Below are 15175 nucleotides of genomic sequence, written 5' to 3'. Positions count from 1 at the left end.
CAACCGAATCCCTCACAGCAGAGCCTTCAACGCGCTTCAGGCCGCAGAATCAATACCCCCAGCGGCGGCAAGTTCAGCGACAACGACACCGGCTGACCATGGCGCGGCTCGTCCTGGGTGAACACTTCGCCACCGTTGCCGAAATTGGAGCCGGCATAGGTGTCCGCATCACTGTTGATCACCTCGCTCCAGCGCCCGGCAAACGGCACACCCACGGCGTAGGCTTCGCGCGGCACCGGGGTGAAGTTGGCCACCACCAGTACCGGCTTGCCGTCCTTGCTCCAGCGCAGCCAGGCATAGACGCTGTTGATCGCGTCATCGCCGATCAGCCACTGGAAGCCCTGGGGCGCATCGTCCTGTTCGTGCAACGCAGGCTCCTCGCGGTACAGGCGGTTCAAGTCACCCACCAGTTTTTGCACGCCCTGGTGTTCCTGGTACTGCAACAGGTACCAATCCAGTTGCTGGTCGTGGTTCCACTCACGCCACTGGCCGAACTCGCAGCCCATGAACAGCAGCTTCTTGCCGGGGTGCATCCACATGAACGCCAGGTAGGCACGCAGGTTGGCAAACTTCTGCCAGCGGTCGCCCGGCATCTTGTCGATCAGCGAGTGCTTGCCGTGCACCACTTCATCGTGGGAGATCGGCAGGATAAAGCGCTCGGACCAGGCATAGACCAGGCCGAAGCTCAGCTCGTTATGGTGATGGGCGCGGTACACCGGGTCTTGCTGGATGTAATGCAGGGAGTCGTGCATCCAGCCCATGTTCCATTTGTAATTGAACCCCAGGCCGCCCTGTTGGGTGGGCTGGCTCACGCCGGGCCAGGCCGTGGACTCCTCGGCGATCACCAGCGCACCGGGGGCCTCCAGCGCCACGACGTCGTTCAAGTGCCGCAGAAAATCGATGGCTTCCAGATTCTCGCGCCCGCCATGACGGTTGGGCACCCATTCGCCGGCCTTGCGCGAATAGTCGCGATACAGCATCGAGGCCACCGCATCAACGCGCAGGCCGTCGACGTGGAAGTGCTTGAGCCAGTGCAACGCCGAAGCCAGCATAAAGCCGTGCACCTCGGTGCGGCCCAGGTTGTAGATCAGCGTGTCCCAGTCCTGGTGAAAGCCTTCCAGCGGGTTGGCGTATTCGTACAGCGCGGTGCCGTCGAACTGCGCCAGGCCGTGGGTATCGGTAGGGAAATGCGCCGGCACCCAGTCGAGGATCACGCCGATATCGGCCTGGTGCAGCGCGTTGACGAAATACGCGAAATCTTCCGGCGAGCCAAAACGCGCGCTCGGGGCAAACTGCGACAACGCTTGATAGCCCCACGAGCCGCCAAACGGGTGCTCCATGATCGGCATCAGTTCGATATGGGTGAAGCCCAGTTGCTGCACATAGGGAACAAGCCGTTCGGCCAGCTCGCGCCAGCCATATTGCCGGGCCACTTCACCGGCCTCATCCAGCTCGCACTGCCAGGAACCGACGTGCAATTCATAGATCGACAGCGGCGCCGTGGACTTCTGTTTTTCGCCGCGTGACTGCATCCATTCGTGGTCTTGCCAGTCCACCCGCAAAGGCGGCGCGACTTTCGACGCGGTGTCCGGCGGCAGCTGGGTGGCCAGCGCCATGGGGTCGGCCTTGAGCGGCAGGATGCCGTTGGCGCCGAGGATCTCGTATTTGTAAGCCGCACCCGGTTGCAGGCGCGGGATAAAGATTTCCCACACGCCGGAGGGATGGCGCAGGCGCATCGGGTGGCGGCGACCGTCCCAGATATTGAAGTCGCCCACCACCGACACGCGCCGCGCATTCGGTGCCCACACGGCAAAACGCACCCCGTCCACACCATCGACGTTAGCCACCTGGGCGCCCAGGCAACTGCTGAGGTCGCGATGGTTGCCTTCGGCAAACAGGTACAGGTCCATCTCGCCCAGCAGCAACTGACTGAAACTGTACGGGTCTTCGGTGATCTGCTCGCCACCGGCCCACTGGATCTTCAGCAGGTACGCCTGGCGATGGTTGAAGTGCCCGACAAACAAACCCGGCACCTGGGTGGCATCCAGGCTGCCGATCGGCTCACCACTGTCGCGCGCCAGTACGTGAACGCTCAGGGCCTCCGGCAGGAACGCGCGGATAAATTGCCCGCCCTGCTCATCATCGTGTGGCCCGAGAATAGAGAACGGGTCATGGTGCTCGGCGCGCACCAGCGCATCGACGTCCCTGGACGCCGGCATTGCCGTCAGCTTGGGCTGCAGCGGTTCTTTATATGTAAAACTCATGACGTCTCCCCACCGCGTGCATGCTTGGATTTAGGTAACAACTCGCTCAACAGGTTATGCAGGCCCTGTAACGGCACCGGCAACCAGGTCGGGCGATTTTCCGCCTCGTAGGCCACTTCGTACGCGGCCTTCTCCAGGCCAAACAACGTCAGCGCGGCGTCCTGGCCTTTGGCATCCTGCCAGTCATGCGCCAGTGTAGACGTAGCCGCCTGATAAGCCTGGATAAATGCCAGGCGTGCTTCTTTCAGGTAGCGATCAGTCACGCGCTTGCGTGCCTGGTCGGCCTGTTCGGAGTGATCCGCGCCCTGCTCATTGAGGGCCATGGCCGCCGCGTAATCGAACGAGCGCAGTACACCGCTCACGTCTTTGTACGGGCTGTGCTTGCCGCGACGCTCATGCAGCGGCCTGGCCGGCTCGCCTTCGAAGTCGATCAGGTAAGCATCACCCTTCACCACCAACACCTGGCCCAGATGCAAATCACCGTGGACGCGAATACGCAGCCCGCCCAAGGTGGCCTTGGCCAACGCCTGGACGTGCTCGCGGATGGCTTTTTTGTGCGCCAACAAATCAGTGACCAACGCCTGATCCGCCGGGTTCAATTGGTTTTGCTGCAGCTTGAGCAGATGCAGGGCGCGGTCGATCTGGGCACCGACATCCTTGCTCCAGGCTTGGGTGTCCTTGGCGGTCGTGACCTCAGGCTGGAAGTCCTTGTTGGCGGTTTTCGCCCCGAGCACCAGGTGCATCTCGCCCAGGCGCCGGCCGAGCAGGCCGGCAAAGTCCGCCAGTTCGCCCAGCGCGTTGTAGTGCTGTTCCTGCTCGGAAATGGCCTCGGCCAGTTCGTCGCGAATCGCGCGTTCGAGGTTGTTCTGGGTCCAGCTCCAGGCGTCGCCCTGGTTGCTCAGGTAGCCCTGGGCGATCATCAGCAGGTTGTCTTCGCCATTGGCATCGCGACGGATCACGGCGCCCATCAGCGGCGAGATATTCGGGTAATCGGCGGCGGTCAGGTAGGCGCTCATCTCCAGCTCCGGGTGTACGCCGGCACTGACCTTGCGGATCAACTTGAGTACCAGGCACTCCCCCACCACCACCGAGCTGTTGGACTGCTCGGCCGACAAATAGCGCACCGGCGTTTCGTCGCTCAGTGGCAGCGCGGCCAAGTGGGGCGTGGCCTCAAAGCGCAGGTCGCCGTCGCTGGAATTCAACACCGTGCCGGCTTGCAGGCCCTGGATCACCGCGCGCACAAAGTGCTCCAGGCTGAAGGCGTCGGTCACCAGCCCTACCTGGCGCGTACGCCGCACGCGGGCCAGGGCCAGTTGTTGGGGCAAGGCGCTGGTGAACTGGTCTTCAGCCAGGAAACCGAACGGCAACTGGTAACGACTGACCTGCCCGGCGGCGCTCACCTCCAGCTCGCTGAGCAACACCGGATGCTGCGGGTCGCCAAACCGTACGCCGTAGACAATGCGGACGCTGTCGATGGCCACGTCCTTGCCGGCAAACCAACGCCGCTTGGGCAGCCAGGCCGGCAACGACGTTTGCTCAAGGGTGGTGCGGCCAGGTTCTTCAAGCAGTTCTTCCATGCGTTTTTTCAATACCAGAGTGGTGAAATCGGGAATGCTTTGCGCCGGCTCCACATGCCAGCTGGGCATACGGTTTTCCGCCGCCAGTACAAACCAGTAGAAGCCGTACGGCGCCAGGGTCAGCAGGAAATTCAGTTGGCCGATCGGTGGGAAGGCGTTACCGCCGAGCATCTCCACCGGCACCATGCCGGCGAACGCCGACAGGTCCAACTCAGCCGCCTGGGCACTGCGGGACACGTTGGCCACGCACAGGATGATCTCGGTGTGCCCATCCTCGCCGGTGTACTCGCGGGTATACGCCAGGATGCGGCGGTTGGTCGGCGAGAGCATTTTCAAGCTGCCACGGCCGAATGCCTTGGATTGCTTGCGCACCGCCAGCATGCGTCGGTTCCAGTTGAGCAGCGAATGTGGGTCTTGGGTCTGGGTCTCGACGTTGACCGACAGGTAGCCGTAGAGCGGGTCCATGATCGGCGGCAGCACCAGGCTGGCCGGGTCGGCGCGGGAGAACCCGCCGTTGCGGTCGATGGACCACTGCATGGGCGTGCGCACGCCATCACGGTCGCCCAGGTAGATATTGTCGCCCATGCCGATTTCATCGCCGTAATACAGGGTCGGCGTGCCCGGCATCGACAGCAGCAGGCTGTTGAGCAACTCCACGCGGCGGCGGTCGCGCTCCAGCAAGGGCGCCAGGCGCCGGCGAATCCCCAGGTTGATCCGCGCGCGGCGGTCGGCGGCGTAGTAATTCCACAGGTAATCGCGCTCTTTGTCGGTGACCATTTCCAGGGTCAGTTCATCGTGGTTGCGCAGGAAAATCGCCCATTGACAGTTAGCGGGGATCTCCGGCGTTTGCCGCAGGATATCGGTGATCGGGAAGCGATCTTCCTGGGCCAGCGCCATGTACATGCGCGGCATCAGCGGGAAGTGGAAGGCCATGTGGCATTCGTCGCCGTCGTCGCCCTTGCGATCGCCGAAATACAGCTGTGTGTCTTCGGGCCACTGGTTGGCTTCGGCGAGCAGCATGCGGTCCGGGTAATTGGCGTCGATCTCGGCACGGATCTGCTTGAGCACGTCGTGGGTTTCGGCCAGGTTTTCGTTGTTGGTGCCGTCGCGCTCGATCAGGTACGGAATGGCGTCCAGGCGCAGGCCGTCAATACCCATGTCCAACCAGTAGCGCATCACCGACAGCACGGCCTTCATGACTTGCGGGTTATCGAAATTGAGGTCGGGCTGGTGGGAATAGAAACGGTGCCAGAAGTACTGGCCGGCGACCGGGTCCCAGGTCCAGTTGGACTTTTCGGTATCGAGGAAGATGATGCGGGTGCCGTCGTATTTCTGGTCGTCATCGGACCACACGTAGAAGTCCCGCGCGGCCGAGCCGGGCTTGGCCTTGCGCGCGCGCTGGAACCAGGGGTGCTGGTCGGACGTGTGGTTGATCACCAGCTCGGTGATCACCCGCAGCCCGCGTTTGTGGGCTTCGGCAATAAAGCGCTTGGCATCGGCGAGGGTCCCGTAGTCGCTGTGCACGCCGCGATATTCGGCAATGTCGTAGCCGTCATCGCGACGGGGCGAGGGGTAGAACGGCAGCAGCCAGATGGTGTTCACGCCCAGGTCGGCGATGTAGTCGAGCTTGGCGATCAGGCCGGGAAAGTCGCCGATGCCGTCGTTGTTGGAGTCGAAATAGGATTTGACGTGAACCTGGTAGATCACCGCGTCCTTGTACCAGAGCGGGTCTTTGATAAAGGTGGCAGCCTTGGGTTTCTTCGCCATTGGAAACTCCTGAAATTCAGCAGGCAGAATGCAGTCAATGTGGGAAGGGGCTTGCTCCCTCCCACATGTGATGTGCGCAAGACTCAGGAAGCAGTGATGCGCCAAACCCCAAACGGCATTTGCGGCTCCAGCCGCGTCCACTGGGTCTTGCCATACCACGTCCAGCGATGGCCGTTCATCAGGTCCTCGCCCTGGGTGTGGGCATCGTCCGGCAGGCCCATCTCCCACAGCGGCAATTCAAAATGCGCCTCCTGGGCATTGAACGGGTCCAGGTTGACCGCCACCAGGATGAAGTTGCTGCCGTCCTCGCTGCGCTTGCCGAAGTACAGGATGTTGTCGTTCCACGCGTTGTACAGCTTGAGCCCCAGGTGCGTGTGCAATGCCGGGTTCTGCCGGCGGATGCGGTTGAGCTGGGCGATTTCGGCAATGATGTTGCCCGGCGCGGTGAAGTCCCGTGGGCGGATCTCGTATTTCTCCGAGTCCAGGTATTCCTCTTTGCCCGGTACCGGCGCGGCTTCGCACAATTCGAACCCTGAATACATGCCCCACAGGCCCGAGCCCAGGGTGGCCAGCGCGGCGCGGATCAAAAAGCCCGCGCGCCCGGACTCGTGCAGGAAGCCGGGGTTGATATCCGGTGTATTGACGAAGAAGTTCGGGCGGTAGCACTCACGCCACGGCGACTGGTTCAACTGGGTGAAATACTCGCTCAACTCAGCCTTGGTGTTGCGCCAGGTGAAATAGGTGTAGCTCTGGGAATAACCGACCTTGCCCAGACGCGCCATCATCGCCGGGGTGGTGAAGGCCTCGGCGAGGAAGATCACCTCCGGGTGCTTGGCGCGCACGTCGCTGATCAACCATTGCCAGAACGGCAGCGGCTTGGTGTGAGGGTTGTCGACGCGAAAGGTCTTCACGCCCTCTTCCACCCAGCCCACCACGATGTCGCGCAGTTCTGTCCATAAGCCCGGAATGGCATCGGCCGCGTAGAAATCGACGTTGACGATGTCCTGATACTTCTTGGGTGGGTTTTCCGCGTATTTGATCGTGCCGTCCGGACGCCAGTTGAACCAGCCCGGGTGCTGCTTGAGCCATGGATGGTCCTGGGAGCACTGGATGGCGAAGTCCAGGGCGATTTCCAGGCCATGCTCGGCGGCGGCTTTGACCAGTCGACGGAAGTCTTCGCGGCTGCCCAGTTGCGGGTGGATGGCCTCGTGGCCGCCCTCCTCGCTGCCAATCGCGTAAGGGCTGCCGGGATCGTCGGGGCCTGCGGTCAGCGCGTTGTTCTTGCCCTTGCGATGGCTGCGGCCGATGGGGTGGATCGGCGGGAAGTACAGCACGTCAAAGCCCATGTCGTGGATCATCGGCAGGCGCGCATGCACATCGTTGAAGGTGCCGTGGCGCGCGGGATCGTCGGTGATCGAGCGCGGAAACAGCTCGTACCAGCTGGCGAATTGCGCGCGTTCGCGCTCCACATCCACCGGGTACAGGGTGCTGACACTCAAGTAAGCGCGGTGGTCGGCCTGGGTCATCAGGTGTGCACTGTCTTCGTGCAGGAACAGCGCGACCTGCTCGGTTTCCAGCAGGCCGGAGAGTTCATGGTGCAGCAACATCAGGCGGTCGCGCAGTTCATTGTCACTGCGCTCGGCGGCCTGCAATACCAGGCTGCGGCCTTCCTGCAACTCCAGGCTGACCGGCACGCCGGCCTCATGCTTTTTGCGCAGTTCATAGCAAAAGCTGGCGAAGGTATCGATCCAGGCTTCGATGCAATACTCGTGCGGCCCAACAGCGGTGACGGTAAACGCGCCCTCCCAGCCATTGTTACCCACGTCAGTCATCACCACGCTGTGCCAGCTCTCGTCCTTGAGCGCACGCCAGCGGACCAGTACGGCGAGCTTGTCGTGGCCGTCGGCGAACACCTTGCTGGTGACGTTGACCCGTTGGCCAACCACGGCCTTGACGGCAAATTCGCCGCCGTCGATCACCGGCATGGTGCTTTCGATTGCGATCCTGGGCAGCAACAGCGCCTGGGACAGCGGTAACAAGGCGTCGTCTGGAACCTGTGTTTCAGCAGTCATCGAGCATCTTCCCCTTACGCCCTATGGACGCTCTTTGCTTGATCCGAATTGTTCAACCGGCCGCGTTTTCCCTGAACGGGCCGCTATAGGTCCGAGCGCGAGCGCCAGTCAAAAGTTCAGGTGAATGTGCCGCCACTGAGCGGGAATCAAACCTGCCCCGTGGTTGTCCACCGCTAGAGCAAAGCACAAAGGAGGCCACACCGATGAATATCCCGATCCCGGCTGAGACGCCTGACCCGAATATCGATAACCCGACACTGCCGCCCACCGAACCCGAGCCGATCCCCGAGAAAGAACCTCCGGAAAACCCGCCGCCACCGGTGCAAGAGCCGCCGGCGACCATGCCGCCAGTGATCGTCAGTCCTTGTCCAGCCGCTTGACGATCATCGGCATCACGCTGAACACCGCAAGCGCCAACAAGGTGCTGAGCACCGCCGTCGATTCACGGCCCAACCCCGCCGCCACACCAATGGCGGCGGTCATCCATAAGCCGGCGGCAGTGGTCAGCCCCTTTACGTGTTGACCTTCTTCATCTTCCTTGCCTTTAAGAATGGTGCCGGCGCCCAGAAAGCCGATCCCGGCAATCACCCCCTGCACGACTCGGCTCATGGCATCCGCCTGGTTGCCCGACATCTGCGGCACCATCACAAACAATGCGGCGCCCATTGCCACCAGCATATGGGTGCGCACGCCGGCGGCCTTGCCCTTGTGCTCGCGTTCAAAGCCAAGAATGCCACCCAGCAAGGCGGCGATCAGCAAGCGTACGGTGATTTGCGTGAGCTGCCGGGCGTCGCCAAGGTCGGCAAATTCGGCCTGCAGCGTCAGCCACACTTCATGCCACCAAGCGTCCATCAGCATCGTCCTTTGTCATTGTTGGTAAAGCATGGACAACCGCGACCGCCAGTCAGTTGCCTGGAACACCCGGCCCTGGGCGGGGGCCTAAGCATCACCACCCCATGAAAAGGAGATCACCATGCCCGTACGTATCGAAAATCAAACGTGCTATTTCACGGTCAACGACGACGGCCAGGAACAGCGCCTGCCAGCGACCGCGGTGACGGTGAATACGGACATCGCCAAGGCCATGTCCTATGTCGACGTGAACGGTGACAAGGTTTACATCACTGAGCAGCAAGCCGATGCCCTGACAGTGGCCGGTGCCACCGATGGGCGCCGGCATAAGAAAGCCACCGAGCCTGGTTCGGCGATTTAGCTGACCTGTATCAGCCTATGTTCACTATTGCTGTACCGCAGGCGGCCTGGGGTGCAGCAAGTTGTCACAGAGGGTGCCCACCGGCGCATCTGATCCGCTTTTAATCGCCATACCTGAGTCTGTTCTGCAAACAGACCGGCGCTCATAGTTGATTGGCCTGATGGAGGCTGATGAGCGAACGACCATGAGCGAACGAATCCCAACCGTGGAAACCTTTGAGCCCCTGCACCCAAAGAAGGTGAAGGCCAAACCCGGCGACAACTTGATCCATACCCGCAGCTTCACCGGCCTGTTCCGCACCTTGCGCGTGGCGGGTGCGGGCCTGCTGTTCCTGGCGTTTTTCGGCACCGTGTGGCTGAACTGGGGGGGACGCCAGGCCGTGCTGTGGGACTTGGTCGAGAGTAAATTCCACATTTTTGGGGCCACGTTCTGGCCCCAGGATTTCATCCTGCTGTCGGCGCTGCTGATCATCTGCGCGTTCGGCCTGTTTGCGATCACGGTGTTTGCCGGCCGTGTCTGGTGCGGCTACACCTGCCCGCAAAGCTCGTTCACCTGGCTGTTCATGTGGTGCGAGAAAGTCACCGAAGGCGAACGCAACCAACGCATCAAACTGCACGCCGCGCCCTGGAGCCTGAACAAGCTGGCGCGGCGCTCGGCCAAACACATCTTATGGCTGGGCATCAGCGTGCTGACCGGGCTGACGTTCGTCGGCTACTTCACACCGATTCGCCCGCTGGCGGGCGAATTGCTGACCTGGCAGTTGGGCGGCGTCAGCTTGTTTTGGGTGCTGTTTTTTACCGCGGCCACCTACATCAATGCCGGCTGGCTGCGTGAAGCGGTGTGCATGCACATGTGCCCGTATGCGCGGTTCCAGAGCGTGATGTTCGATAAAGACACCCTCACCATCTCCTACGACAGCGCCCGAGGCGAGCGCCGTGGCCCGCGCAAACGTGAAGTGATGCCGTCCGAGGTCGGCCTGGGTGATTGCATCGACTGCCAATTGTGCGTACAGGTGTGCCCCACCGGCATCGACATCCGCGACGGCCTGCAAATGGAATGCATCGGTTGCGCGGCGTGCATCGATGCCTGTGATTCGATCATGGACAAAATGGGCTACGCCCGCGGCCTGGTGAGCTATACCAGCGAGCATCAGTTGCAAGGGGGCAAGACCCAGCTGCTGCGACCGCGCCTGATCGGCTACAGTGCCGTGCTGCTGATGATGATTGCCGCGCTGGTCGTGGCGTTGGTGGAGCGGCCGATGGTGTCGCTGGACGTGACCAAGGACCGGGGTCTGTTCCGGGAGAACGCCCAGGGCCTGATCGAGAACATCTACAGCCTCAAGGTCATCAACAAGACCCAACAACGCCAGGACTACCGCTTGGCGCTGGTGGAGGCCGAGGGGTTCCAACTGCAAGGCAACACCCGGATCAGCCTGGCGCCGGGGGAAATTGTGGATGTGCCGGTGTCGGTGGCGTTGCTGGCGGATACACCGGCGAGCAGTTCGCAGACTCTGCGGTTCAAGGTGACGGATGTGGATGAACCGTGGATCCATACGGCAGCCGAAAGCCGGTTTGTCGCACCGCTGAACCGCTGAAATTTATCTGGAGAAAGGCAGACTCATATGGGAGGGGGCTTGCTCCCGATAGCGGTGGGTCAGCACCGATTCTGCTGACGGTTACACCCTATCGGGAGCAAGCCCACTCCCACACTTTACCCTGTGTACCGACTGAAAAATCTGTTCAAGGCCACTCATGAAACGCTACGAAAAATTCGCCGACGACATCGCAGAACTGATCCGCTCCGGCGTCCTCGGGCCCGGCCAGCGCGTGCCGTCGGTGCGTTATGCCAGCCAGACCTACGGCGTCAGCCCGTCCACGGTGTTCCAGGCGTATTACCTGCTGGAGCGCCGAGGCCTGATCCGTGCGCGGCCGCGTTCCGGCTACTTCGTCAACACCCATGCGCCAAGCCCGTTTTCCGAGCCGGTGGTGAGCGAGCAGGTGCATGAGTCCACCGAGGTGGATGTGAGCGAGTTGGTGTTCTCGGTACTCGACTCGATCAAAGACCCCAACACCGTGCCGTTCGGCTCGGCGTTTCCCAGCCCTATGCTGTTCCCGCTGCCACGCCTGGCCCGCTCCCTGGCCAGCGCGAGCCGTGAAATGGACCCACGGCTGGTGGTCACCGACATGTCGCCCGGCAACCCGCAGCTGCGTCGGCAAATTGCCCTGCGCTATATGGTCGGTGGCCTGATGCTGCCGATGGAAGAACTGCTGATCACCAACGGTGCCCTGGAAGCGCTGAACCTGTGCCTGCAAGCCGTCACCGAACCCGGCGACCTGGTGGCCATCGAAGCCCCGGCGTTCTACGCCTGCCTGCAAGTACTGGAACGCTTGAAGCTCAAGGCGGTGGAGATCCCCGTGCACCCGCGCGACGGCATCGACCTTAACGCCTTGGCACAAACCCTGGAACGCTACCCGATCAAGGCCTGCTGGACCATGACCAGTTTCCAGAACCCCATGGGCGCCACCTTGCCGGAAGCCAAGAAACAGGCATTGGTGGAACTGCTGCGCAGCCATCAGGTACCGCTGATCGAGGACGATGTGTACGCCGAGCTGTATTACGGGCAACAGGCACCCAAGCCGGCCAAGGCCTTTGATACCGAGGGCCTGGTGATGCACTGCGGCTCGTTTGCCAAGAGCCTCGCGCCGGGTTATCGCGTCGGCTGGGTGGCGGCCGGGCGTTACGCGCAAAAGGTCGAGCGCCTGAAGTTGATGACCTCGTTATGCCCCTCGATGCCGGCCCAGGCCGCGATCGCCGACTACCTGCAACATGGCGGCTATGACCGGCACTTGCGCAAACTGCGCTATGCTCTGGAAGAACAACAAAGCGCCATGCTCGCCGCCATCGCCCGGTACTTCCCGGCGCAGACCCGCGTCAGCCAACCGGCCGGCGGCTATTTCCTATGGTTGGAATTGCCGGAACAGACCGACTCGCTGAAGTTATTCCAGATGGCCCTGGCCCAAGGCATCAGCATTGCGCCGGGCCCGATCTTTTCGGCGACCCGGCGCTTTCGCAATTGCATTCGTTTGAACTATGGCAGCCCATGGACCGAGGCGTCGGAGAAGGCGATGGAGACGCTGGGACGGATTGTGCGTTCGTTCTAATGGCCACCGGTGCAGGGCAAAAGCCAGGCGGCATGCCCTTGCACAGCGTTGGCTATCGACTCAACGGCCGCCGCCCAGGTCCAGAAAAGTACCGGTGGCATAAGAAGCCTTGTCCGACAACAACCAGATAATCGCCTCCGCCACTTCATCCGGTCGCCCGCCACGGGCCATGGGGATACCGGACTCCAGTTTGCTGACGCGGTCGGGGTCACCGCTCAGGGCATGGAAGTCGGTAAAGATATAGCCGGGGCGCACCGCATTCACGCGAATGCCCTCGCCCGCGACTTCCTTGGCCAAACCAATGGTGAAGGTATCGAGTGCGCCCTTGGAGGCCGCATAGTCGACGTATTCACCCGGCGAACCGAGGCGCGCCGCCACCGAAGACACGTTGACAATGCTACCGCCCTGCCCGCCATGCCTGGGCGACATGCGCAGTACCGCGTGCTTGGCACACAGGATCGGCCCCAGCACGTTGGTCTTCATGATTTTAAGGATGCGGAATTCAGACATCTCATCGACCCGCGATTTGTGGCCCACGGTGCCGGCATTGTTGACCAGTGCCGTGACGCGGCCCAATTCGGCGTCGACACGATGGAACAACGCAATCACTTCATCCTCGATGCTCACATCGGCGCGCACGGCAATCGCCTGGGCGCCAAGCGCACGAACCTGTTCGAGCACACGATGGGCGGCGTCTTCGTCCGATTGGAAGTTGATACAGATGCGATAGCCTTGGCGAGCGGCCAGTAACGCCGTCTCGGCGCCAATCCCCCGACTGCCCCCGGTGATGATGACGACTTTGTCCATGCGTGCGATCTCCTGATTCAACCTGATGTGTATAGGATCGGATCCAAGAATACCCGTCATGTATCGCGTTTGTCAGGCTCCTGCGTCGCTTCGGCGCGCCGAATATCCGCCATGAAGCCTTCGGTCGGCAACGGGTGGCCCAACAGGTAACCTTGCAGCGAGTTACACCCCAGGCGCGTAAGGAAACGCTGCTGCATATCGGTTTCCACCCCCTCGGCAACAATGCGTAGCCCAAGGGCCTGGCCGAGGGCGACGATGGCCGAGACGATTGCCGCGTCGTCGCTGTCGTGCTCCAGGTCACGCACAAAACCACGGTCGATCTTCAGTTCATTGGCCGGCAGGCGCTTGAGGTACATCAGGCTGGAATAACCGGTGCCGAAATCATCGATGGACAGGTCGACGCCCATGTCCGAGAGCTGTTGCAACACCATCATGCTTGCATCGGCATCGCTCATGGCGGTGGTCTCGGTGATCTCCAGCGTCAGGTTGTTGGCCGGTAACCGGTGGCGACCCAAGGCCGTGGCCACGCTGTTGACCAGCTCGGCGTGACAAAACTGCAGCGCCGACAAGTTCACGGCGATGCGCCAGTTTTCATAGCCCTGGGCGTACCACAGGCTCATTTGGCGACAGGCTTCATTGAGCACCCATTCACCGATGGGAATGATCAAACCGGTCTTTTCCGCCAGCTCGATAAATACCGCTGGCAACAACAGGCCTTGCAGCGGGTGCTCCCAACGCAGCAACGCTTCGGCCCCCACCGGGAGACCGCTGACTGCGTCGAACTTGGGTTGGTAGTACAGGCGAAACTGTTGCTGCTCAACCGCCGTGCGCAGGTCCTGCAACAACTGCAATTGCTTGCGCGCGTTAGTGTTCATCGAGACATCGAAGAAGCTGTAGCCGTTTTTGCCCATGCCCTTGGCGTGGTACATCGCGGCGTCGGCGTTCATCAGCAGTTCCTGCGGGCTATTACCGTTGCCCGGGAACATCGCGATGCCGACGCTCGCGGAGATTTTCAACTCATGCTCAGCCACCTGGAACACCCGGTTGATCAACACCACCTGACGCTCGGCAAGACCCAGGGCATCGTCCGGCTGCGTGAGTTGCACCAGCAGCACAAACTCATCACCGCCGATACGGGCCAGTGTATCGTGGCTGCGCAGGTCTTCGCGCAGGCGCAGGCCGACTTCGCGCAGCAACTGGTCGCCCAAATGGTGACCAAAGGCATCGTTGACCGGTTTGAAGCCGTCCAGGTCGATGAACATCAGCGCAAAGCAACCGCCCTGCTCCTTGACCGCCTGTATGGCCTGTTGAATTCGGTCGGCGAGCAAGGTGCGGTTGGGCAGGCCGGTGAGCATGTCGTGCAGCGCCAAGTGGGTCAGTTCCTGGTTGGCTTGGCTCAGGGAGTCGGCGAGCACTGCGGTGCGGGCCTCCAGGCGTGCGTCGAGCAGCGATGTCAACAAGGCAATGGCGAGCACCGCCAGGGTCGTCACCAGCACCAGGTTATCCAGGCCCTTGCCGGTCAAGCCATCCAGCGCGGCGGCGCAATAGCTTTCATCGGCAAAGCGTGCCGCCGCCATACCGGTGTAATGCATGCCGACGATGGCAAACCCCATCACCACCGCCGCCCCGCCGCGCGCCAGGCGCACATAGGGCGTGTTGCGGCGCAGGTTGAACGCGATCAACAACGCGGCACCCGACGCCACCACCGCGATTAGCAACGAGGCGCCAAACAAGGTGGGGTCGTAGTCGATGCCCGGCGTCATGCGCATCGCGGCCATGCCGGTGTAGTGCATGCTGGCGATGCCGGTGCCCATGATCAAGGCGCCAAGTGCCAACTGCCAGGCCGGCAAGCGTGGCTGGCTGACCAGCCAGAGTGCAAAGCCGCAGGAGATCACCGCGATCAACAACGACAGCGCGGTTATCCCCATGTCAAAGCCCAGGGCAAACGGCAGGCGCAGCGCCAACATGCCGATGAAATGCATGGACCACACGCCAACCCCCATCGCCAACGCGCCGCCGGCCATCCACAGGTAAACGGCACGGCCCGTGGCGGTCGCGATGCGCCCGGCGAGGTCCAGCGCGGTATAGGACGCCAGGATCGCGACGAACAGGGAGATCACGACGAGGGAGGTTGAATAGCTGCCGATAAGCATGGGATTCTCGCGGGCAACGGGCTTGAAAACACCCGTGCCAAGTGGAAAAGCCGCGGATTGTAGCGAGAATAATTCTTCGACAGTTGATTAATTATCAGAGGGCCATCACCGGTGTCTTTGACGTCAATCCGCTGGCTTCAAAAGCCGCGTGCAGGCGGCTG

Annotated in this window: 10 protein-coding genes; 4 read left to right on the top strand and 6 right to left on the bottom strand. The window is 61.9% G+C overall.

The window, feature by feature from the left end:
- Nucleotides 1-26: 26 nt before the first annotated feature.
- The 3 genes from glgB to AB4O23_RS16855 form a co-directional block, all read right to left on the bottom strand.
- Entirely contained in the window at nt 27-2264 is a 2238-nt protein-coding gene (gene glgB / locus AB4O23_RS16865) for a 1,4-alpha-glucan branching protein GlgB (RefSeq protein WP_017528469.1), read from the bottom strand.
- Nucleotides 2261-5608, bottom strand: a complete 3348-nt coding sequence (gene treS / locus AB4O23_RS16860) for a maltose alpha-D-glucosyltransferase (protein ID WP_137220128.1) — start codon at nt 5606-5608, stop codon at nt 2261-2263. Before treS ends, glgB begins: the two co-directional genes overlap by 4 nt.
- A gap of 83 nt (nt 5609-5691) precedes the next feature.
- A complete protein-coding gene (locus tag AB4O23_RS16855; protein WP_068936583.1) occupies nt 5692-7680 on the bottom strand; it encodes an alpha-1,4-glucan--maltose-1-phosphate maltosyltransferase in 1989 nt (662 codons plus the stop codon).
- A 203-nt stretch (nt 7681-7883) separates the two neighbouring features.
- Here AB4O23_RS16855 and AB4O23_RS16850 point away from each other — a divergent pair, with 203 nt between their 5' ends.
- Nucleotides 7884-8060: a hypothetical protein gene (locus tag AB4O23_RS16850; protein ID WP_189654382.1), complete on the top strand. Its 177-nt coding sequence runs from the start codon at nt 7884-7886 to the stop codon at nt 8058-8060.
- Here the strand turns inward: AB4O23_RS16850 and AB4O23_RS16845 are convergent.
- Nucleotides 8038-8532, bottom strand: coding sequence for an MgtC/SapB family protein (locus AB4O23_RS16845; RefSeq protein ID WP_017528472.1), 495 nt, complete (start codon nt 8530-8532; stop codon nt 8038-8040). The two genes, AB4O23_RS16850 and AB4O23_RS16845, sit on opposite strands and share 23 nt — an antisense overlap.
- A gap of 121 nt (nt 8533-8653) precedes the next feature.
- Here AB4O23_RS16845 and AB4O23_RS16840 point away from each other — a divergent pair, with 121 nt between their 5' ends.
- From AB4O23_RS16840 to mapR, 3 genes are all read left to right on the top strand, one after another.
- Nucleotides 8654-8893: a DUF3203 family protein gene (locus tag AB4O23_RS16840; protein WP_017528473.1), complete on the top strand. Its 240-nt coding sequence runs from the start codon at nt 8654-8656 to the stop codon at nt 8891-8893.
- Between the two features lie 184 nt (nt 8894-9077).
- Nucleotides 9078-10487: a cytochrome c oxidase accessory protein CcoG gene (gene ccoG / locus AB4O23_RS16835; RefSeq protein WP_460084716.1), complete on the top strand. Its 1410-nt coding sequence runs from the start codon at nt 9078-9080 to the stop codon at nt 10485-10487.
- 157 nt (nt 10488-10644) lie between these two features.
- Nucleotides 10645-12054, top strand: a complete 1410-nt coding sequence (gene mapR / locus AB4O23_RS16830; RefSeq protein WP_017528474.1) for a GntR family transcriptional regulator MpaR — start codon at nt 10645-10647, stop codon at nt 12052-12054.
- A gap of 60 nt (nt 12055-12114) precedes the next feature.
- On the opposite strand, the gene AB4O23_RS16825 is transcribed toward mapR, so the two are convergent.
- The gene (locus AB4O23_RS16825) at nt 12115-12861 is read right to left on the bottom strand and encodes an SDR family oxidoreductase (protein WP_017528475.1); all 747 of its coding nucleotides are present in this window, start codon (nt 12859-12861) and stop codon (nt 12115-12117) included.
- 56 nt (nt 12862-12917) lie between these two features.
- Complete coding sequence (locus tag AB4O23_RS16820; protein WP_460150203.1) at nt 12918-15014, bottom strand: putative bifunctional diguanylate cyclase/phosphodiesterase; 2097 nt, start codon at nt 15012-15014, stop codon at nt 12918-12920.
- Nucleotides 15015-15175 lie beyond the last annotated feature (161 nt).

Source organism: Pseudomonas sp. H2_A10, from assembly GCF_054680085.1.
This window is presented reverse-complemented; position numbering and strand designations above follow the sequence as displayed.